This window comes from Citrobacter sp. Ce006, from assembly GCF_030336535.1.
Taxonomy (GTDB): domain Bacteria; phylum Pseudomonadota; class Gammaproteobacteria; order Enterobacterales; family Enterobacteriaceae; genus Citrobacter; species Citrobacter europaeus.
Genome location: NZ_JAOWDO010000074.1, coordinates 55,409 through 76,173 on the forward strand (window position 1 = coordinate 55,409; position 20,765 = coordinate 76,173).

Genomic DNA, 20,765 nt, shown 5'->3' on the forward strand with positions numbered 1-20,765 from the left:
GTTATTTGATTGTTGGCAATTATATTTAAATATATTTGGCGATGGTTTCTAATTGATCGAGAGAATAAATTATATAGCAAAGCCCATTCATTAGGTGAATAAATGGGCTTTGCTATATATTTAAATTCAATTTTTTATTGAGCAAAAGTGAGTGTTCTATGAACAGAGTATAGAATGCCAGATTATCCCAGTATCTCCAGCCTGAGTTCCTGTTCATCCATCAGCCCGTACTGAGAGTCTTTTCAGGTCAAATACTGACGAATATCAGAAGGCGCATAGTTTTGTTCCCATAACGCCCTCATCATCAACATATAGGGTTCAACATAAGTAAAAAAAGCCTGATAACTTTCACAAAAATAATTAAGTTGCGGAACACCGCATCGGGAAAGTGCTACGCGATCTTTTGCACAACCACCGTGGCAGGCGAATTCTACTTTGCAACTCGCACATTCTTCTACCAGTGTCGGTTTGGCTGATTCTACTCTCTGATTCATCGAGTTTTGCTGCATCGCGGTTGCAATAGGTTGATTGCGGTCACGCATAAAATATTTCGAATTAACAACGCGATCGCAATGATAATTATCATCGTTTATCTTCAGCGCTAACGTACTATCATCACATGAAGCATAAACACATGTTGGCACAGATAACCCGCACCACGCAGCAAACGCATGCTCAAAGATGGGGATTTTAATCGTACCGATATCCAGACGTACCCAGGTATAAAAGATCGTTTTCAAAAAAATTCCCAGTGCGGCTGGCCCAAGGCTTTGCGCATCCACACCGCCTTGTACAAGCGGTCTAAGTAAGGGAATAAACTGCATATGGCGGCTACCCAGACTTTTTAAATAATGGTAGATGCGCAGCGGATGGTGGCTATTTTCGGTGTTAACGACCGTCAGTGTGCTAAATTCAATATCATATTTTTGCAATAATCTCGCAGCGTTTTCAACCTGATAGTTTGTTGATTTACCGGAAATCGTATCGCAGGCATTGTCATGTAATGCAACATCGCTATCCACTGAAATGCAAATCATAAACTGGTTTTTCTTGAAGAACTCACACCATTCATCATCTAAAAGAATTCCGTTGGTTTGAAATGTATTAATAATATTTTTACTTTGCGCATATTGCTGTTGTAGCTCTATGACTCGTTCAAAGAAATGAAGTCCGCCAGGCATTGATTCACCGTCCTGCCAGGTAAAAACCACATCACTCGCCTCCTCAGTATCAATTTTTCGACGAATAAATAGCTGAAGTGTCGTATCGTCCATACAGTACGTATTGCATTCTGGGGAATGTTCCGTGTTATTAATGCAAAAGCAACTCTTACAATGTAAATGACATAATGGACTTGAGTTTTTCATCATCACATGGCAACTTTTCATTATCGATTACCCTCATAAAATTATTATGTTATTTGCTTTGTAATATGCGAGGAACAGGTGATGCCATCTATAAAATAAACAGCATCACCTGGGTTGTTTATTTTTTACTCACTTCAACACGCATTTCGTTAACTTCCTGGGGAACGATTTTGTGCCCCGATTTCAGATAATCAATCACGACATCAGACATATTATTCCCGGCGCGGACTTGTACATTTTTCCCTTCTTTAAATGCCAGAAAACCATCGCCTCCCAAAGCAAGGAAGGTCGTGGTCGCAACATGGTAAGTCTGCGTATCTTCAATCGCTTTGCCATTGATTGTGAACGATACTATGCGCTGCCCGACCGGATTCTGCGGCATGTAACGCACTTCAGCACCTTTTGACATTTGCAGTATGCCATTGGTGAGAGATGCCCCATGTTCCATGAGATTGCGCAGCTCCTTACCGCTAAGATCCATCTCAGTTAGCTCATTCTTAAAGGGGAAAGTACTGGTAATGTCACCAAAGGTAATGGGACCCGCGTTGAGATCAGCACGTAAACTACCGGAGTTAATCAGTGCGATCTGTGCATCCGGTGCAGCGACGAGCATTGCATCTGTAAATAAGTTGCCTAGTTGCGATGATTCGCCATAGGCACGGGTTAACATGATCGGGGATTCACCGACTGGCTGACGCACAATATCCGCGAGTTTTTTATTCCAGCCATCAATAACTTTTTGTGTTGTTGGATCAGGTTTCCACTCATCAGCAAAAATTGTTTTCAGCTCGAAGCTTTTAACTTTTTTTGTATTCGCCCCTGGTTCAACATCAAGTATCAATTTACCTACATCGATACCACCACTGTCAGTAGAAAGGATTAGCGTATCCCCCACTTTGATAGGTTCCGGTGTTCCAACATGAGCGTGTCCGGTGATGAGAATATCAAGCCCTTTAACCTGACTAGCGGTCTGAATATCTTTATCCAGTGCACGTCTAACGTCCGTACTACCGATACTGGACTGACGAGCCGGAACGCCTTCGTGAACGAGCGCAACGGTGACGTCAACTTTACCCCGCAACTCATCCAGATAATGCTGCAGATATTTCACCTCATCGCGAGCTTCGATTCCCTGGTTCTTGAGGGCAGCTGCTGATTTATCAAAGCGGTTTCTTTTATCATTATCGAGCCCCTGGATCGAGAGTTCTGAAATGGTGTCATTGAATGCATACACACCGTGCAACCCAATAACGCCAATTTTCACGCCATCCTTTTCCAGGATGGTATACGGTTTGTTCCAGAATGGTATCTCGCTGTCCTTGTGGAATACATTCCCCAACAGAACAGGGAATTTTGCTTTGCTCAACTGCCGCAAGAGATTATCCCAACCATGGTCGAATTCATGATTACCTATTGATACTGCATCAAAGGGCATAGTATTCATGATGTCAATGATGGCCTGACCCTTAGTCAGACTGCTGATATACGGCCCGGTAAAATAGTCACCGGCGTCAAAATAAAATGTGGCTTTATTTTTGGATTTTTCCTGCTTGACTAAGGTGCTTATATTAGCGAATCCACCAATTTCACGTTTACCGTCTGCTACATAGGGGACTTTATAAGTATCAACATGAGCATGGAGATCATTGGTATAAATAATGGTGACATCTTTGGCGCAGGCCCAAAATGGCAATGTCAACAGAATACCTGCTGTAATCGTTTTTACCTTCATAGCTAATTCCTTGCAGATTGTTTAAAAAGCGTAACCAACAGTTAAATAGTATGCCCACCCCGTTGAGTCTATAGAGGTGATGTCTCCGTCGCTGTTAAATGCTTTACTACCTTCTTCAAATTGTCCACCATGATAGAAATAACGCAGAGTGGCGCCAAAGTTCCAGTGAGGATAAACCAGGCTGAGTACATTTGTGGAAACTATCGAGCTATTTGTTCGGGAGTAAAATTGCTGCTCGCCACCTGATTTTTCTTTTAGGTCTGAACCAAAGTCAAAGTTGGTAAAGCCGACGTAATTTAGGTTTCCACCAAATAATGTGGTGATAGGAATGACATATTTTACTTTAAAGCGATAACCATCCCATTCGTTTTCGTTGGCTGCATTGTAATTGTTTCCTTGATATTTGGCATAGATATTTGCAGATAACGTCATCGGTAGTCCCGTTTCAATATCTGTCCCTATCCCCATATACCATGTGCTCTGACGTTGTCCCTCATTGGTTCCTGCATCATAGATATAGTTGTGGGCAAAATACCATTCTTTAAATGGACCAAAACTTAGGTCGACCCCTGTTAGTTTGTCGATGCTAAAGCGCGGTTCTATCTCCATAAAAAATGGAGAACCGTTGTCCCAAATGCCGATATCATTATCATTGCCTATACCAAAAAACTTAGGTAAGTCAGCATAGCCATAGAAATCAAACCAATCCACATGTGCCCATGCACGATACTCGGGATATAAGTCGGCTCTTTTTAGTGGCCCAAAACGAGTGGAGTTGCTCCCAACTATATTAATACTTTGATGCCACCAGTCTGATACGTATTCATTATTCGCTGAGGCTGCCATTGTTAGCGTAGGGAAAAGCATAAATGCGCCGGATAATATTTGTGTTATTTTTTGCATACGTAGGGGTACCTTCCGCAGAGATTTGTTAATAAAGATGGTTCATGTAATGGAAAATATATTCGTGAACCTATTTTGCCGTGCTTACATCGACTACTCTCATTTCAAGTTCGGGTTTCAAAGGATTATGAGTCTTGACATAATCAATGATTGACTCAGCAGAGGTAGTACTATTGATAGTTTTGATATTGGTTCCTTTTAAGAACGCTTCAAATCCATCTCCACCCGTCGCGCAAAATGAGTGTGTAACAACCCGATATGTTTTGGTTGGATCCACAGGTTCATTATTAATAGTGAAACTTATGATTCGCTCACCCAAAGGTTTTTTACTGTCATACTCAACATGAATGCTTTTTGACACTTGCAAAACCCCATTAGTAAGATTAGTTGCGTGGATCATTAAATTGATGAGATCCTTTCCGGTGAGATCCATTTCAACAAGTTCGTTATTAAATGGGAAGGTAGTAATTACATCACCATATCGTAAATTTCCTTGTGGTAAATCAGCACGCAATCCTCCACTATTCTGTAATCCCACGACGGCGTCCGGCGCCTTGGCCATCATGGCGTCAATAACTAAATTACCCACCGGTGATGATTCACCATAAGAGCGGGTGAAGGGGGCGGTTGTTGACCCAATGATTTGATCGGTGATATTTTTCAGCTTAGCATTCCATTCATCAATCTTGGCTTGAACTATAGGGTCTGGTTTATATTCGTCTGCAAATACAGTGATTAATTTACCGTCATAGCCGTCAATTTTTTTAGTCTGCGGGTTAAAATCCAATACTAATTTACCGATATCAGTACCATACGCATCTGTGGAAACAATGAGCGTGTCATTGACTTTAATTGGCTCAGGTGTGCCCACATGAGCATGTCCTGTAATTAACACATCAATACCCTCAAATTTCTTTGCGGTATCGATATCGGCTTGCAACATTCTGGCCACGTCTTTATTGCCATAACTTGATTGACGCGCTGGCGTACCTTCATGGATAAGTAGCACAGTGATATCTACTTTACCTTTTAATGCATCAAGCCCTTTTTGAATATAAGGTGCTTCATCACGGGCCTCTGAACCCGCATAAGCCTTAGCGGCAACGGTGTCATAAAACGCAAATTTTTGATTTATACCAATTACGCCAATTTTTATGCCATCTTTTTCGATAATCGTCCAGGGTTTGTTCCAGACGGGTTTGTCACTGTTAGTATAAAAAACGTTACCCAGCAAAACCGGAAATTTTGCTTTTGATAACTGCTTAACCATATTATCAACGCCATGGTCAAATTCGTGGTTCCCCACGGATACAGCATCAAACGGCATGGTATTCATGATGTCGATAATTGCTTCACCTTTTGTTAAGGTGCTTATATAGGGGCCGGTGAAATAATCTCCGGCGTCGAAGAAAAATACATCTTTATTTTTTTTCTTCGCATCATTAACGATGGTGGCTATATTCGCAAAACCTCCTACCAGACGTTCTTTATCGACGGCCGGAATTTTCCCTGGAGATACATGAGCATGTAAATCGTTAGTGTAATAGATCGTCAAATCCTTTGCGTTAACTGATGCGGCTAACGTTGCGGACAGGCACAATGTAATAAAATTAAGCTTTGTTCTTATCTTCATAGCCAAACCCTTTCAGCTTTATGAGTAATTATTATATTTCAATTAAGATCTCATGCAGATGTTTGCATGTTTTTATTACTTTACAGTAATGCTTCCATATTCGGCTTTAAAGATAAGAAATAGCCAATAAAGCCGAATATTTTCAACTAATGACACCGATTAGAACTTATTAAGGCAATAATACTTATTTTTTCACGTCAGCAACGCGCATACCGTTAAGTTGTTCATCGGTGATGGTGTTACCTGTTTTAAAGTAATCGATCACTGCGTTGTAAACGTAATACCCACCTGTTGTGTTACGCGCTTTACCCTCGGTAAATGTGGTGAAGCCGTCACCACCATCAGCAAGGAAGTTTTGGGTAGCAATGTGATAAACCGTCGCATCTTCAATTGCCTTACCATTAAGTGTAAGTTCCAGGACCCGTTGTCCTACGGGTTTACTGCTGTCGTATTTCATTTCCAGGCCTTTTGATACCTGCAACACGCCATTACTTAAACTTGCGCCATGTTCCATCAGACTACGTAATTGTTTACCGGTAAGATCCATCGTGACCAGTTCGTTAGGGAATGGGAATGTACTAATGACACCGCCCATCGTAATCGCGCCAGACGGGATCTCACTGCGGATACCGCCAGAGTTGGTTAAGGCCAACTGTGCGTTTTTACCCGCAGCGGCCAGCAAAGCATCCGCAGCCAGGTTGCCCAGCGAAGCTGATTCACCATATGCACGTGTTAATTCAACCGGCGACTGCGCCACCGTCTGTCCTACCACTTCGTCAAGTTTCTTATTCCAGCGGTCAATCACCTGCTTTGTTTGCGGATCGGGCTTCCACTCATCTGCGTAAATGGTTTTAAGTTCGAAATTTTTCATCGTAAAACTATGTGGCTTATCTTTGTAGTCCAGTACCAGTTTCCCTACATCGATACCACCGCTGTCTGTCGAGAGGATCAGCGTATTGCCTACTTTAATGGGTTCCGGCGTACCGACATGCGCATGTCCGGTAATCAGAATATCCAGACCTTTCACCTGGCTTGCCGTCTGAATATCCTTATCCAGCGCACGGCGTACATCGGTACTTCCTATACTGGACTGACGGGCAGGCGTGCCTTCATGAACCAGTAATACGGTCAAATCCACTTTATCCTTAAGTTCATCAATATAACGCTGTAACCATTTAATCTCATCCCGTGCTTCAATACCTTCGCGCATTGCAGCAGAAACGGTATCATTGAAGGCAAATACGCCGTGCAAACCTATAACGCCAATTTTCACGCCATCTTTTTCAATAATGGTGTATGGCTTATCCCAAAACGCTTTATCACTGTTCTGATAAAAAATATTGCCCTGCACAATAGGGAAGTTCGCCTGGCTTAGCTGGAGTAACGTATTATCCCAGCCATCATCAAATTCATGATTGCCCATGGTGACAGCATCAAACGGCATGGTATTCATAATATCAATGATCGCCTTGCCCTTCGTTAAGCTGCTGATATAAGGACCGGTAAAATAGTCACCTGCATCAAAAAACCATGTGGCTTTGTTTTTGCTTTTCTCTTTTTTTACCAAAGTGGTGATATTCGCCCAGCCGCCGATATCACGCTTACCATCAGCAATCCACGGCACTTTATAAGGTTCCACATGTGCATGGAGATCGTTGGTATAAATAATGGTGACATCTTTGGCACAGGCCCAGAATGGTAATGTCAACAAAATACCCGCAGCAATCACTTTTAATTTCATAAACTGTTCCTCTATTCACATTTATTCGGGGTATTTTACATTCCGAAAGACATTGATATGTGCGTCTGTTCACACAATTAAATCGAGGTTATAGTTCAAAATCAGCGACCTTTGGAAATCGTTGGTGGCTCATGTCGACTTTATTTACAATTAATACCTGCAAGACGTTTGGGTGTCGCAATTTAGGGTTAGCTACATCTGAAGATTACAGCTGGCCGAACTATAGGTTGGGTTATCCGGCATTGCACTGTCGGGCATGTGGGAGTTATCCCCCACTATTTGAAGCACAACAATTTAATGAATGGGTGACTGTTTACTTAAGCGCATACGCCTCTGAAAGTGGCCATTTTTGTCCCGTATGTTATGGCAAGAAAACTATTTGTTATGGTTATAATCCGCAAAGAACACAGCGCGTTCAGTGCTGCGCCTGCAAAAAAGTCTGGACACCTAAGCGGCAATTACGAAGAGAAGTAATATCACCAGAACGGATTGAAACGGTTCCTTTAATTGTACCGTTTCAGGGGGCGGAAGCAGATCAGAAACTCTATGTCCTGCTCAGTTTCGATGCTATCCGAGGTAATATTCTTCATCTATCTACTAATTTTACTCAGCACCCGGTCGGGGAAACCTTACGTTATCTCTGGAGAGGCAATATCGAACCTGATTTGGATCGCAGTGATATCGTAAAACACGTTGATATGCGTGAGATGCAGTTTTTACAACGCAGTCAGTTCGATGAGATTCAGTATGGAAGTGCGGTACTCAAATGTAACGCCAATGGTTCTATTCTGCGTCCGGTTATATCAGCTCATGGACATTTTCGGCTGTTGAAGACCCTCTTTCCTGAGATAAAGACACATGTTATTTCTCACGAATGTTTTCTTCGCGGAGCGGTTATTACTGTTTGGGCAGAACTGTTTCGCCAACAACAAGCTGAGCTTTGGTTTATAGAGGAGGATATAAGTGACAGTGATACAAATACTCCCTGGTATTTTCAGGGCAAAACGCGGCATGGCTGGTGGCAAAGTCAGTGGTCGCTTTGGATACAGGAAAAAAACCGTAAGATGGTTTGCCCATTAACCGGCGGGGATGGCAAAAATGCCAGGACAATTTCTTTAACGGCCAGTCGGCGCTATATTCGCTGGCTATACAAACAAACTAATTTTACTCGCAGTACCCAATTATCCGCAGGAAGCGTAACGCAAATACTAATTTCCCTCGCGCATGAATATAACGGTAAACTATAATAGTGGCTCCTGATGATGAGTCTCGGGTAAATCTTCCCGGTCATGATGTTATGACCTCCTTTTTTGATTGATATCATAAAGGGTTCATGTAGGTACATGAACCCTTGAAATATATGTAATTTTATCGATTACTCGTGCTTTTTAAAAATACATCTCTTTATTAATTTACAGTAATTGAGGCTGTAGTGATTAATGAAGACAGTTCTGTTTCGGCAAATAATCTTGCACGGTAACCCTCTCCAGGGTATTGAGGTGCACCATCAGAATCACTCATGTCGAATTCAAAAATGACATTACCGAGGATGTCAATTTTGAAAAAACGACGACCGTACCACGGTATATCTTCATCGCTACCCATATAGATGTAACCATTGTGAATTCTTAACAGAATAGCATTTATCGATCGATTCGTGAGTAATGATATCTGTGTGTTATTGATGTGGATAATTCTATTTATTAGTGGAATGGATAAGAGGAGCTAGCGGGAGAGGGCGTAATCCATTAGCAAAACGGCTACCAGGTTTCAGTGGGGAACGCAGATAATCTCGTGCGCCACATTATCTGTGGCTGGATGAATACGGATACTCGTCTGGCGCAATTCGGGATTCTTGTTGATTACGCGATAGTTGAGATACTGAAGGCGTGCACCCAACTGGGCGACTGTAGTCCATGAAAATCAGGAAGATTTTTCACGCTAACTTATTGAAACCTGATGATATCAGTATTCATAAGTAAGTCTGAAAGCAAAAAGCCTGCTTAGTTTCCTAAGCAGGCTTCTTAAATTTGGCTCCTCTGACTGGACTCGAACCAGTGACATACGGATTAACAGTCCGCCGTTCTACCGACTGAACTACAGAGGAATCGTGTGAACGAGGCGAATATTAGCGATGCCACTCAGCGTTGTCAAAGCCTGAATCGCTAAATTCGATCGTTTGCCGAAATATTCCTCATTTCGCCGATTATTCAGGCGCAACAGGTTGTTTTATGCACTTTTCCCGTTCGGGACGCGGGTATTTCCACAGCCAACGGCCTGTGACCATACGCCAGTAAAATAACGCCGCGCGCACAGCCCAATCGAAGAACATCCCTAACCAGACACCGACTACGCCCCATCCTAAAACGATCCCCAGGGTGTAGCCCACTACGACGCGACAGCCCCACATGCCCAACATTGATACCCACATAGCGAAACGTGCATCGCGAGCACCTTTAAAGCCAGCCGGTAATACCCAGGAAGCCGCCCATATCGGCATAAATGCCGCATTGAGCCAAATCAGAATGACAATGACCTCTTTTACATCCTGATCCTGGGTATAAAACGCGGCCATCACGCCAGCAAAAGGGGCGGTTAGCCAGGCGATGGCGGTTAAGCCAATTGTCGACAGCCAGAAAACATGGCGTAACTGGATTTCAGCCTGGGCAATCTGGCCATTTCCCAAACGCCTGCCGGTAATGATTGTCGACGCGGAACCTAAAGCATTCCCCGGGAGGTTGATGAGCGCAGCGATAGAAAATGCAATGAAGTTTCCGGCAATTACGCTGGTGCCCATGCCTGAAACAAACATCTGCGTTAACAGTTTACCGCCATTAAACAGTACCGACTCGATGCTTGCCGGAATACCGATCCCCATAACCTCCCAGATGATGGCGAGATTGAGGGGTTTAAAATAGCTTTTGAAGGGAATACGTAGCGCCGGATTAAAACCAATCATCAGTACCCAAATAATGGCGATTGCACCGATGTAGCGTGAGATGGTTAGCCCGAGTCCGGCCCCCACAAATCCCAGCCCTTGCCAGGAAAAGATCCCGTAGATCAGGATGCTGCTGATGATGATATTCAGAATGTTCATGCCGCCGTTGATCAACAGCGGTATTTTTGTATTTCCGGCTCCGCGTAGTGCACCGCTACCGATCAACGCAATAGCTGCCGCCGGGTAGCTGAGCACAGTTAGCTCCAGATAGGTAAGCGCCAAAGCCTTAACGTCTGGCGTTGCTTCACCTGCGACAACGTCAATAATCTGTTGACCAAAATAGTGAATGACCGCGGCCAGCACGGTAGCAAAAATCGTCATGATCACCAGCGATTGTCTGGCCGCGGCTCTGGCCCGTCGACGATCCCGTTTTCCCAGACTAAATGCTACAACCACCGTGGTACCCAGATCGATGGCGGCGAAAAATGCCATGATGACCATGTTGAAACTATCGGCGAGGCCGACCCCAGCCATTGCTTCTTTTCCCAACCAGCTCACCAGGAAGGTACTCAGGACCCCCATCAACAGCACACAGGTGTTTTCCAGAAAAATAGGGACAGCAAGCGGGGTGATTTCGCGCCAAAAGAGAACCTTATAACTCTTGCGTTTGGCATACCAGGGCGTACGGGAAGCGACCTGGCGTAAGGCAGCGGAGACGTTCAAAGTGGACCTTAAAGAAGAAAGTTGAAACCTCATTTCAAATGATGAGGGAGAATCCAAAAAGCTGCAAAGTTTTTTCCATTTAAAATGTCTGTAAATGCAACAAACTGTCGAGAGAAGCATCAATTGATACGCATTCGTGGAAATGGGGTTTGACAAAAAAATTTTCGCCGCTAAGATAAGCCTCCACAACGATTCCTCTGTAGTTCAGTCGGTAGAACGGCGGACTGTTAATCCGTATGTCACTGGTTCGAGTCCAGTCAGAGGAGCCATATTTAAGAAGCCCGCTTAAGGAAACTTAAGCGGGCTTTTTGTTTTTCAGTCCAGTTCATCCACCTGATGGGCAGGTGGAGCGTGATGTGTTTAGATTCAGAACTGATAGCTGGCGGTAACGCTGACGTTGCGCGGCTCACCATAGACAATAGAACCGTCGACATTGGTGTCGTAGGTTTTATCGAACAGGTTATTGAGGTTACCCTGCACAGAGAAGTTTTTTGTTACCTGATAGCGGGTGAACAAATCTACCAGGGCATAGCTTCCTTGTTCCGCGCGGAGTATGCCATAAGGCGTGACCGTATCGCTGTAAACGCGATTCTGCCAGTTAACTCCTCCGCCGACGGTCAGTTCCGGCATAGCCGGCAGGCGATAACGGGTGAACAGTTTGACCGTGGTACGCGGCAGGTTTGGGTTCACCGCATTGCCTTCGTTGTCTTCAGCAACATAGCGTGTCGCGCCAAACGTCATCTGCCAGTTATCGGTGATCGCACCGTTAACTTCGAATTCGACCCCTTTGCTGACTGTACCATCCATTGCTTTATAGGCCGTGTCGCCATTGCTACCGGCGATTGGCGCACCGGTTGATTGCGCCACGTTATCCTGTTCAATGCGGAACACCGCGAGGGTGGTGGTTAAACGGCTATTCATCCAGTCGGACTTCAGGCCAAGCTCATAGTTGTTGCCGGTAATCGGGGAGAGATATTTGCCGGAACTGTCGCGCTTGTTCTGCGGTTGGAAGATTGAGGTATAGCTGGCGTAGGTAGACCAGTTATCGTCAATATCATATACCAGGCCCGCATATGGCGTGGTGTGGTTTTGCTCCATGCTGTAGGTCAGGGTGTCGATACGCCAGTTGGTATAACGCGCGCCGACGATCAAATGCAGTGGGTCGGCCAGCGAAATACGCGTTGCGGCGTAGAGCGATTTCATGTGCGTGGTATCGTCCTGAGCCAATGACTGCGGGTTCCAGTTGGTTTCCGGGAAGTTACCATCGAAGGTATAGAAACTGCCGATTTCATTGGGGACGACGTTCGCCCACGAGCTTTCATAACGGTTATTCTGTTTACTGTAGCTGCCGCCAAGCATCAGATTATGCTGACGACCAAACAGGTCGTAACCGCCGTCGGCGAACAGATCGACGGCATCCACTTTACGTTTACCGCTGTTCCAGCCGGTTCCACCGACGTAGTCATAGCCCGGGCCATAACTGCCATACGGGCCAACCAGGGTGCCGTCGGCCTTGTTGACATAGGCATCAACGTACATCATTTTACTGTCGAACTTGACCTCGGAGTGGGTGGCGTTCATGGTCGCCTGCCAGGTATCGGCAAAACGTTGTTTGACGGTGACAAACACTTTATTGAAGTCTTTATCGTTGTACGCCCAGTCCGGCGCAGTGCTGCGCGAGCGGTCGTAGCTGTTTTTACTGCCATCGGTATTCCAGCGCGGCAATCCACCCCAGGTTGGGCTGTTGATATCAATGCGCTGATATTCATAACCTGCAGACAGACTGGTGGTGTCGCCCAGATCGGCATCGACAATCCCGGAGAAGAACATTTTTTCGCTGTTGTAGCGATCAAGCCAGGAATCGTTATTCTGGTAGCCCGCCACGATGCGACCGCGCACGTTGCCGTCTGCAGTCAGCGGGCTTTGCAGATCGGTCACATAGCGTTGTTTATTCCAACTGCCATATTCCGCAGAAACATTACCGGTGAACTCGCGGCTGGTGGCATGCTTTCGGATCATGTTAATGGAGGCGGAGGGGTTACCTGTTCCCGTCATCAGTCCGTTTGCGCCACGGACCACTTCGACACGCTCGAAGAGGGCCGTGTCGGAAAGAGCGTCACCGAGATTCCAGCGGGATTCGAAATAGGTCGGGATCCCATCCACCATGTAGTTATCAATCTGAAATCCGCGAGAGTAGTAGCTGCTGCGATCTGAATCTGCCTGGCTTTTACTTATCCCCAACGTGTTATCCATCACATCGCCCAGCGTTTGCAACTGCTGATCTTCCATGCGCTGTTGGCTGACGATGCTGACCGATTGCGGAATATCGCGCTGCGTCATCTGCATTTTGGTGCCAGCGGTCGTCGATTTAACGCTGTAATCCTGCTCTTCGCTGGATGCGGCTGGAGCAGAACCCTCCACGATCACGGTTTCTTCAGAAGGGGCTGCGAGGCTGGTGGAGGGCAATAGCGCTAACGTGATGCAGGCTGCCAGTAAAGAAGGGGCAACCCCCGGCTGGCGTTGAACATTCCCGTTGAGTGTTGTGAAAGACATCGAAAAGTCCTTGATAATTATTAATATTAAGTTCGAATCACCGGTAGTGTGATGAACCCTTTGGTTGTAAATTATTAAGTGCGCATGTAAATACAAATGCGAAATATACGCATTAACATTCAATGTGTAAACAGATGCTACGCGATAAATGAAATATTGTTTCAGTACTATGCTTAAGCGATAGCGATGGGAAATGGTTATAAGAACAGCAGCGGCAAAGGATTTTGCTTAAATAATCGAGGGTTAAAGTTGAAAGAGCGTGAGTAACTCGCTCATACTCTATACTCGCAGAGTTACCCGGCGTAGCATGGCATAACGCTTGGGCTGTTAATGAAAAAGGAAAACGTCGTGGCAGAAGAAACTATATTCAGCAAAATTATCCGTCGTGAAATTCCGTCGGATATCGTGTACCAGGATGAACTGGTCACCGCGTTTCGTGATATTTCCCCTCAGGCACCTACGCATATTCTGATCATTCCAAACGTCCTGATCCCGACCGTTAACGATGTGACGGCGGAACACGAGCAGGCGCTGGGGCGCATGATCACCGTTGCGGCGAAAATCGCCGAGCAGGAAGGTATTGCTGCAGATGGGTACCGTTTAATCATGAATACCAATCGTCATGGCGGTCAGGAGGTGTATCACATTCATATGCACCTGTTGGGTGGCCGTGCGCTCGGTCCAATGCTTGCGCATAAAGGTCTGTAAGCATGACCAGAGGATGCATTGCACTTTCACTGAGCTTGCTGCTACTGGCTGGCTGTCGGACACATCCTGAAATTCCGGTAAGTGATGAACAGTCGCTGGTGATGGAATCAACGATTCTGGCGGCGGGCATTACAGCAGAACAGCCGACGTTAACCACGTCTGATATTCAGGCCTCGGCATCCTCTCGACTCTATAACGAAAGACAAGAACCCGTTACCGTTCATTATCGGTTTTACTGGTATGACGCCAGAGGGCTGGAAATGCACCCTCTGGAAGCGCCACGCAGCATGACTATCCCGGCTCATTCGTCGGTGATGCTGTACGGCAGCGCCAATTTTCTGGGGGCGCACAAGGTTAGACTTTATCTTTATTTGTAAGGGGTGAATCTTGATGATCAAAATGAATCGCTACGCACTGATTGCCGCGCTGGCGATGTTTCTTTCTGGCTGTGTGGTGCAACGTGAACCCGCACCGGTAGAGGAAGTGAAGCCGGTGCCAGAACAACCCGCGCAGCCGCAACAGCCGGTACCGGTTGTACCAACGGTGCCAACCATACCGCAGCAGCCGGGTCCGATTGAGCATGAGGACCAAACGGCGCAGCCGACGCCACGTCAACGCCACTATGACTGGAACGGGGCTATGCAGCCGATGGTCGGCAAAATGCTGCAGGCTGACGGCGTCAAAGCGGGAGGCGTTCTGCTGGTTGATAGCGTCAATAACCGCACCAACGGCTCGTTGAATAGCGGTGAAGCCACCGAGACCTTGCGTAACGCGCTGGCGAATAACGGTAAGTTTACTCTGGTTTCTGCCCAGCAACTGGCTGTCGCCAAGCAGCAGTTAGGTTTGTCGCCGAACGATAGCCTGGGAACGCGCAGCAAAGCGATTGGGATCGCCCGCAACGTTGGCGCACAGTATGTGCTCTATTCCAGCGCTTCCGGCAACGTCAATTCGCCTGCGCTGCAAATGCAATTAATGCTGGTACAAACTGGCGAGATAATCTGGTCAGGTAAAGGTGCCGTTCAGCAACAATAACCGATTGACGCGCGACGAAGTCTTGTCGCGCTATTTCCCACAGTATCATCCCGTCGCAGCCAGCCAGAGCGGCCTGAGCGGCGGGAGCTGCATCATCGAACATCATACTCACCGCTTAGTGCTGCGTCGTCATCACGACCCTGATTCGCCGGAATCGCATTTCTTACGCCATTATCATGCGTTAAAACATCTGCCAGAAAGTCTTGCGCCGCGCCCTCGCTTTTATACGCGTGGGTGGATGGCGGTCGACTTTTTACACGGCCAGGTAGAATCCAGATTACCGGACGCCGACGAACTCGCTGGCTTATTGTATCATCTGCACCAGCAACCCCGATTGGGCTGGCGAATCAGTCTGCTGCCGTTACTTGAGCAGTACTGGCAGTGTGGCGATCCGGCGCGTCGTACGCCATGTTGGTTACGTGCGCTGAAGCGGCTACGGAAACGCGGTGAGCCTCGACCTTTGCGTCTGGGGCCGCTGCATATGGATGTCCACGGTGACAACATCGTACGTACATCCTCAGGGCTGCGGCTGATTGACTGGGAATATGCTGGTGACGGTGATATCGCCCTGGAGCTGGCGGCGGTATGGGTCAGTGATGAATCCCAGCACCAGCGGCTGGTTAACGCCTACGCTCAGCGATCGCACATTGAGCAAAACGCGCTGTGGCGACAGGTCAGACGATGGCGGCCCTGGGTAATGATGCTAAAGGCGGGGTGGTTTGAGTATCGCTGGCGACAAACCGGCGATCGACAATTTATCAGGCTGGCCGATGAAATCTGGCGGCAGCTAACAATGAAAGGATAAGGAGAGCAGTGTGGGCCCAGTAATGTTGGATGTCGAAGGGTATGAGCTGGACGCTGAAGAGCGTGAGATTCTGGCGCATCCGCTGGTAGGTGGGTTGATTCTCTTTACCCGAAATTATCATGACCCGGAACAGTTACGTGAGTTAGTGCGCCAGATCCGCGCGTCATCGCGCAATCATCTGGTCGTGGCGGTAGATCAGGAAGGCGGACGCGTACAGCGTTTTCGTGAAGGATTTACGCGTTTGCCAGCGGCCCAATCCTTTGCCGCGCTGCACGGTCTGGAAGAGGGCGGCAAACTGGCTCAGGACGCCGGATGGTTAATGGCCAGCGAAATGATCGCCATGGACATCGATATCAGCTTTGCGCCGGTACTGGATGTGGGGCATATCAGCGCGGCAATTGGCGAGCGCTCTTACCATGCCGATCCGCTGAAAGCGCTGGCTATGGCGACCCGCTTCATTGACGGTATGCACGCTGCTGGCATGAAAACCACCGGTAAACATTTCCCCGGACATGGGGCGGTGACGGCGGATTCACACAAAGAAACGCCAACCGATCCACGCTCAGAAGCTGACATTCGGGCGAAAGATATGTCCGTGTTCCAGACGTTGATTACTGAAAACAAACTCGATGCCATTATGCCTGCGCACGTCATCTACAGTGACGTGGATCCACGTCCGGCGAGCGGCTCGCCGCACTGGCTGAAAACGGTATTACGTCAGGAGCTTGGCTTCGATGGCGTCATTTTCTCCGACGATTTGTCGATGGAAGGGGCGGCGATTATGGGAAGCTATGCGGAGCGCGGTCAGGCATCGCTGGATGCCGGTTGCGATATGATCCTGGTCTGCAATAATCGTAAGGGAGCGGTCAGTGTGTTAGATAATCTGTCGCCGATCAATGCAGAACGTGTTACACGTTTGTATCATAAAGGTTCATTTTCACGTCAGGAACTGATGGACTCTGCACGCTGGAAGACGGTAAGCGCCCAGCTCAACCAGCTTCATGAGCGCTGGCAGGAAGAGAAAGCAGGTCATTAACGCAAGTTTGGCGAGGATGCGATGATTATCTATTTACACGGTTTTGACTCTAACAGCCCGGGCAACCATGAAAAGGTGTTGCAACTGCAGTTCATCGACCCGGATGTCAGGCTGATTAGCTATAGTACGCGGCATCCTAAACATGATATGCAGCATCTGCTGAAAGAAGTGGACAAAATGCTGCAGCTTAATGTGGACGACCGTCCGCTGATTTGTGGCGTGGGGCTCGGGGGATATTGGGCTGAACGCATTGGTTTTCTGTGTGATATTCGTCAGGTCGTGTTTAATCCTAACCTGTTCCCGTATGAGAACATGGAAGGAAAAATTGACCGGCCTGAAGAGTATGCCGATATCGCGACAAAATGCGTGACCAATTTCCGCGAAAAGAATCGCGATCGCTGCCTGGTGATTCTGTCACGTCATGATGAAGCGCTCAATAGCCAGCGTGCGTCAGAAGAGCTGCATCATTATTACGAGATAGTCTGGGATGAAGAACAGACGCACAAGTTTAAGAATATCTCGCCGCATTTGCAGCGAATCAAAGCGTTCAAGACGTTAGGTTAATCCTTATTGAGCTTTTAAAAAACAGCCGCCAGGCTAATGCTCGTCAGTTACGAACGTATGGTGAACATGTGATTCCGGCTGAGGGTTCCGTTCACCTCAGCGGTGTCATTTCTCTGAAGCGCAGATACCTGTGAACGTGCAAGGGAGGCTCACCGCCGCCTCCCTTGCAACCCAGGCTCCCGGCGGGAAAATCGTCGCTGCGCGAGTTATTCGTCTTATGCCGTCTGCCTGTTGGGTCGGGGCCGAGCCTGCGTCCCTGCAGGCCGTCCCCTCTGTCCGCATCCCTGCGGACAGCCCCGGTCAGCCGTCAACGCCTCATCGATTTTCAGCCGGACCGGGGTCATAGCTTCAACGCACTGACTTCCAGTTAAATCTTTTTTGCTGTTCAAATATATTCAAATAAAATTGCAGGAGGTCAGGTGTGGCTGGTCCGGCTGAAAATTGCCGACGTGTTTCCGTAAGGCCGGGAGAGCCAGCATGGATGCTGGCTCAGGGCGCGCTTTGCAAGGACGCTTCCTCGCGCCCGGCCCGGTAGCCTGGAGGAATAAGCGGAGGGTATTGCGCAGCAACAATTTTCCTGCCGGGAGCCGGGATTGTAAAGGGCGTGGCGGAGAACGCCCTTTACACGTTCACAGGAATCGGTGCTTCAGAGAAATGATGAGCATGAGGTGAACGGAACTTTTCCTCCGAGATAGCATGTTCTTTACCTCGGTCAGCACAGGTTGAAGCTTTCTGAAACTGAGGCGCTAACTGACTGGCATTACAGCCATCGGGCTGGTTTTTTTGTTCTTAAAGTTCCGGTTGTCTATCTTTTCAGCATCAAAACTTGATACATATCAATTTTGGTATGACCAATGCACCGTTCGTGTTATTCTCACTCTCGAAGAACATTTTCATTATCGTAACTTGTTGTTAATTAAAGGCTATGTTCATAACTTTTAATTAACAATTGGTTAATAAATTTGAGGGGGTCACGTTGACTACACCATTGAAAAGGATCGTGATTGTCGGCGGCGGTGCTGGCGGACTGGAAATGGCGACACAACTGGGTAAAAAGCTGGGACGCAAGAAAAAGGCCAAAATCACGCTGGTGGACAGAAACCACAGCCACTTATGGAAACCGTTGCTGCATGAAGTGGCGACAGGTTCCCTGGACGAAGGTGTGGATGCGCTGAGCTATCTGGCGCATGCCCGTAACCACGGTTTCCAGTTCCAGTTGGGGTCGGTGGTGGATATCGATCGTGACGCGAAAACCATTACTCTCGCCGAGCTGCGCGATGAGAAGGGCGATCTACTGGTTCCTGAGCGTAAAGTCCCGTATGACACGCTGGTGATGGCGTTGGGCAGTACTTCCAACGATTTCAACACCCCAGGCGTCAAAGAAAACTGCATTTTCCTGGATAACCCACATCAGGCGCGTCGTTTCCACCAGGAGATGCTGAATCTGTTCCTGAAGTATTCCGCGAATCTGGGCGCTAACGGCAAAGTGAATATTGCTATTGTGGGCGGCGGTGCGACGGGGGTTGAACTCTCCGCCGAGCTGCATAATGCGGTAAAACAGCTGCACAGCTATGGTTACAAAGGGCTGACCAACGACGCTCTGAACGTTACTCTGGTCGAAGCTGGTGAGCGTATTCTGCCTGCGCTGCCGCCGCGTATTTCCAGCGCAGCACATAATGAATTAACCAAACTGGGCGTACGCGTACTGACCCAGACGATGGTTACCAGCGCAGATCAAGGCGGACTGCACACCAAAGATGGCGAATACATTAAAGCCGATCTGATGGTGTGGGCGGCAGGTATCAAAGCGCCAGACTTTATGAAAGACATTGGCGGTCTGGAAACGAACCGTATTAACCAACTGGTGGTTGAACCCACTCTGCAGACCACGCGCGATCCTGATGTCTACGCGATTGGTGACTGCGCCTCCTGCGCTCGCCCGGAAGGGGGTTTTGTGCCGCCGCGCGCTCAGGCTGCGCACCAGATGGCAAGCTGCGCAATGAGCAACATACTGGCGCAGATGAACGGCAAGCCACTGAAAGCGTATCAGTACAAAGATCACGGCTCTCTGGTCTCGCTCTCTAACTTCTCTACCGTGGGTAGCCTGATGGGTAACCTGACCCGTGGTTCGATGATGGTGGAAGGGCGTATTGCGCGCTTTGTGTACATCTCACTGTATCGCATGCACCAGATAGCTCTGCATGGCTACTTCAAGACCGGTCTGATGATGCTGGTCGGCAGCATTAACCGGGTGATTCGCCCGCGTCTGAAACTGCATTAATATCGACTTGTGGCGCCGGATGATTTATGCATCCTGCGCCTTCCTTCAGAGTTCTCCGAATCATCCTGCGTTCGTGCCTCCTCCTGCTATTTTCATCCGTAATCTGATTGGCATTCCTTACCTTCTGTTGCAAAGTTGTTGCTAATAGCAAAAAAGGAGGAACTCCCGTGAATAAATCAATGTTGGCGGGTATAGGGATTGGCGTAGCTGCTGCGCTGGGTGTTGCAGCGGTGGCCAGTCTGAACGTTTTCGAGCGTGGCCCACAGTATGCGCAAGTTGTCTCTGCAACACCGATTAAAGAGTCGGTGAAAACACCGCGTCAGGAGTGCCGGAACGTGACGGTCACGCACCGTAAGCCGGTACAGGATGAAAACCGTATCGCAGGTTCCGTGCTGGGTGCTGTTGCGGGTGGTGTTATTGGCCATCAGTTTGGCGGCGGACGAGGTAAAGATATTGCCACCGTGGCCGGTGCTTTAGGCGGCGGCTATGCAGGTAACCAGATTCAGGGTTCGATGCAGGAAAATGATACTTACACCACTACGCAGCAGCGTTGTAAAACGGTGTATGACAAATCTGAAAAAATGCTGGGCTACGACGTGACGTACAAAATTGGCGATCAGCAGGGGAAAATCCGCATGGATAAGGACCCCGGCGCGCAAATTCCGTTAGACAATAACGGACAGTTGGTACTGAATAACAAAGCGTAAAATAGCATTATCCTGAACATTAGCCCCCCATTCGCTCAGGCT

General features: G+C 47.7%; 17 protein-coding genes and 2 tRNA genes. 10 read left to right on the plus strand and 9 right to left on the minus strand.

What is annotated here, in order from left to right; genetic code table 11:
- Positions 1 to 242 precede the first annotated feature (242 nt).
- From OGV94_RS23815 to OGV94_RS23835, 5 genes are all read right to left on the minus strand, one after another.
- Positions 243 to 1,388: a radical SAM/SPASM domain-containing protein gene (locus tag OGV94_RS23815; RefSeq protein ID WP_353622576.1), complete on the minus strand. Its 1,146-nt coding sequence runs from the start codon at positions 1,386 to 1,388 to the stop codon at positions 243 to 245.
- 97 nt (positions 1,389 to 1,485) lie between these two features.
- Positions 1,486 to 3,099 carry a bifunctional metallophosphatase/5'-nucleotidase gene (locus tag OGV94_RS23820; RefSeq protein WP_199994834.1) on the minus strand — a complete coding sequence of 538 codons (1,614 nt, stop codon included), beginning with the start codon at positions 3,097 to 3,099 and terminating at the stop codon, positions 1,486 to 1,488.
- 21 nt (positions 3,100 to 3,120) lie between these two features.
- Positions 3,121 to 4,002 carry a nucleoside-specific channel-forming protein Tsx gene (locus OGV94_RS23825; RefSeq protein ID WP_043015938.1) on the minus strand — a complete coding sequence of 294 codons (882 nt, stop codon included), beginning with the start codon at positions 4,000 to 4,002 and terminating at the stop codon, positions 3,121 to 3,123.
- 70 nt (positions 4,003 to 4,072) lie between these two features.
- Positions 4,073 to 5,635, minus strand: a complete 1,563-nt coding sequence (locus OGV94_RS23830; protein WP_286524572.1) for a bifunctional metallophosphatase/5'-nucleotidase — start codon at positions 5,633 to 5,635, stop codon at positions 4,073 to 4,075.
- A gap of 184 nt (positions 5,636 to 5,819) precedes the next feature.
- Positions 5,820 to 7,376, minus strand: coding sequence for a bifunctional metallophosphatase/5'-nucleotidase (locus tag OGV94_RS23835; protein WP_047412049.1), 1,557 nt, complete (start codon positions 7,374 to 7,376; stop codon positions 5,820 to 5,822).
- A 131-nt stretch (positions 7,377 to 7,507) separates the two neighbouring features.
- Here OGV94_RS23835 and OGV94_RS23840 point away from each other — a divergent pair, with 131 nt between their 5' ends.
- Positions 7,508 to 8,623 carry a cytoplasmic protein gene (locus OGV94_RS23840; RefSeq protein WP_199994833.1) on the plus strand — a complete coding sequence of 372 codons (1,116 nt, stop codon included), beginning with the start codon at positions 7,508 to 7,510 and terminating at the stop codon, positions 8,621 to 8,623.
- A gap of 160 nt (positions 8,624 to 8,783) precedes the next feature.
- On the opposite strand, the gene OGV94_RS23845 is transcribed toward OGV94_RS23840, so the two are convergent.
- The 3 genes from OGV94_RS23845 to OGV94_RS23855 all read right to left on the minus strand — a co-directional run bounded on the left by OGV94_RS23845 (position 8,784) and on the right by OGV94_RS23855 (position 11,070).
- Positions 8,784 to 8,981 carry a hypothetical protein gene (locus OGV94_RS23845; RefSeq protein WP_100194214.1) on the minus strand — a complete coding sequence of 66 codons (198 nt, stop codon included), beginning with the start codon at positions 8,979 to 8,981 and terminating at the stop codon, positions 8,784 to 8,786.
- Positions 8,982 to 9,407: 426 nt separating this feature from the next.
- Positions 9,408 to 9,483: transfer RNA gene (locus tag OGV94_RS23850), tRNA-Asn, on the minus strand.
- Between the two features lie 99 nt (positions 9,484 to 9,582).
- Positions 9,583 to 11,070 carry an EmmdR/YeeO family multidrug/toxin efflux MATE transporter gene (locus tag OGV94_RS23855; RefSeq protein ID WP_226791866.1) on the minus strand — a complete coding sequence of 496 codons (1,488 nt, stop codon included), beginning with the start codon at positions 11,068 to 11,070 and terminating at the stop codon, positions 9,583 to 9,585.
- Between the two features lie 160 nt (positions 11,071 to 11,230).
- On the opposite strand from OGV94_RS23855, the gene OGV94_RS23860 reads away from it, so the two are divergent.
- A tRNA-Asn gene (locus OGV94_RS23860) sits at positions 11,231 to 11,306 on the plus strand.
- Positions 11,307 to 11,403: 97 nt separating this feature from the next.
- On the opposite strand, the gene fhuE is transcribed toward OGV94_RS23860, so the two are convergent.
- Entirely contained in the window at positions 11,404 to 13,590 is a 2,187-nt protein-coding gene (gene fhuE / locus OGV94_RS23865) for a ferric-rhodotorulic acid/ferric-coprogen receptor FhuE (protein ID WP_286524579.1), read from the minus strand.
- A gap of 348 nt (positions 13,591 to 13,938) precedes the next feature.
- Between fhuE and hinT the strand changes: the two genes are divergently transcribed.
- From hinT to OGV94_RS23905, 8 genes are all read left to right on the plus strand, one after another.
- On the plus strand, positions 13,939 to 14,298 hold the full coding sequence (gene hinT, locus OGV94_RS23870; protein ID WP_016156204.1) for a purine nucleoside phosphoramidase: 360 nt from the start codon (positions 13,939 to 13,941) through the stop codon (positions 14,296 to 14,298).
- 2 nt (positions 14,299 to 14,300) lie between these two features.
- Positions 14,301 to 14,675 (plus strand): YcfL family putative periplasmic lipoprotein, encoded by a 375-nt coding sequence (locus OGV94_RS23875; protein ID WP_043015973.1) that lies wholly within the window; start codon positions 14,301 to 14,303, stop codon positions 14,673 to 14,675.
- A 13-nt stretch (positions 14,676 to 14,688) separates the two neighbouring features.
- On the plus strand, positions 14,689 to 15,330 hold the full coding sequence (lpoB, locus tag OGV94_RS23880) for a penicillin-binding protein activator LpoB (protein WP_047412030.1): 642 nt from the start codon (positions 14,689 to 14,691) through the stop codon (positions 15,328 to 15,330).
- Positions 15,311 to 16,135, plus strand: coding sequence for a thiamine kinase (thiK, locus tag OGV94_RS23885; RefSeq protein WP_100194257.1), 825 nt, complete (start codon positions 15,311 to 15,313; stop codon positions 16,133 to 16,135). Before lpoB ends, thiK begins: the two co-directional genes overlap by 20 nt.
- Positions 16,136 to 16,145: 10 nt before the next feature.
- Positions 16,146 to 17,171 (plus strand): beta-N-acetylhexosaminidase, encoded by a 1,026-nt coding sequence (gene nagZ, locus OGV94_RS23890; RefSeq protein ID WP_043015976.1) that lies wholly within the window; start codon positions 16,146 to 16,148, stop codon positions 17,169 to 17,171.
- Between the two features lie 21 nt (positions 17,172 to 17,192).
- The gene (gene ycfP, locus OGV94_RS23895; RefSeq protein WP_047412021.1) at positions 17,193 to 17,735 is read left to right on the plus strand and encodes an alpha/beta hydrolase YcfP; all 543 of its coding nucleotides are present in this window, start codon (positions 17,193 to 17,195) and stop codon (positions 17,733 to 17,735) included.
- Between the two features lie 976 nt (positions 17,736 to 18,711).
- A complete protein-coding gene (gene ndh / locus OGV94_RS23900; protein ID WP_047412019.1) occupies positions 18,712 to 20,016 on the plus strand; it encodes an NADH-quinone dehydrogenase in 1,305 nt (434 codons plus the stop codon).
- Positions 20,017 to 20,183: 167 nt separating this feature from the next.
- Positions 20,184 to 20,723, plus strand: coding sequence for a glycine zipper 2TM domain-containing protein (locus OGV94_RS23905; RefSeq protein ID WP_003030814.1), 540 nt, complete (start codon positions 20,184 to 20,186; stop codon positions 20,721 to 20,723).
- Positions 20,724 to 20,765: the final 42 nt, after the last annotated feature.

What these genes read in the sequence shown, in the direction of transcription:
- OGV94_RS23815 (WP_353622576.1), bottom strand. Translation starts at nt 1,388, where the DNA reads ATGAAAAGTTGCCATGTGATGATGAAAAACTCAAGTCCATTATGTCAT.
- OGV94_RS23820 (WP_199994834.1), bottom strand. Translation starts at nt 3,099, where the DNA reads ATGAAGGTAAAAACGATTACAGCAGGTATTCTGTTGACATTGCCATTT.
- OGV94_RS23825 (WP_043015938.1), bottom strand. Translation starts at nt 4,002, where the DNA reads ATGCAAAAAATAACACAAATATTATCCGGCGCATTTATGCTTTTCCCT.
- OGV94_RS23830 (WP_286524572.1), bottom strand. Translation starts at nt 5,635, where the DNA reads ATGAAGATAAGAACAAAGCTTAATTTTATTACATTGTGCCTGTCCGCA.
- OGV94_RS23835 (WP_047412049.1), bottom strand. Translation starts at nt 7,376, where the DNA reads ATGAAATTAAAAGTGATTGCTGCGGGTATTTTGTTGACATTACCATTC.
- OGV94_RS23840 (WP_199994833.1), top strand. Translation starts at nt 7,508, where the DNA reads ATGTCGACTTTATTTACAATTAATACCTGCAAGACGTTTGGGTGTCGC.
- OGV94_RS23845 (WP_100194214.1), bottom strand. Translation starts at nt 8,981, where the DNA reads ATGGGTAGCGATGAAGATATACCGTGGTACGGTCGTCGTTTTTTCAAA.
- OGV94_RS23855 (WP_226791866.1), bottom strand. Translation starts at nt 11,070, where the DNA reads ATGAGGTTTCAACTTTCTTCTTTAAGGTCCACTTTGAACGTCTCCGCT.
- fhuE (WP_286524579.1), bottom strand. Translation starts at nt 13,590, where the DNA reads ATGTCTTTCACAACACTCAACGGGAATGTTCAACGCCAGCCGGGGGTT.
- OGV94_RS23875 (WP_043015973.1), top strand. Translation starts at nt 14,301, where the DNA reads ATGACCAGAGGATGCATTGCACTTTCACTGAGCTTGCTGCTACTGGCT.
- lpoB (WP_047412030.1), top strand. Translation starts at nt 14,689, where the DNA reads ATGATCAAAATGAATCGCTACGCACTGATTGCCGCGCTGGCGATGTTT.
- ycfP (WP_047412021.1), top strand. Translation starts at nt 17,193, where the DNA reads ATGATTATCTATTTACACGGTTTTGACTCTAACAGCCCGGGCAACCAT.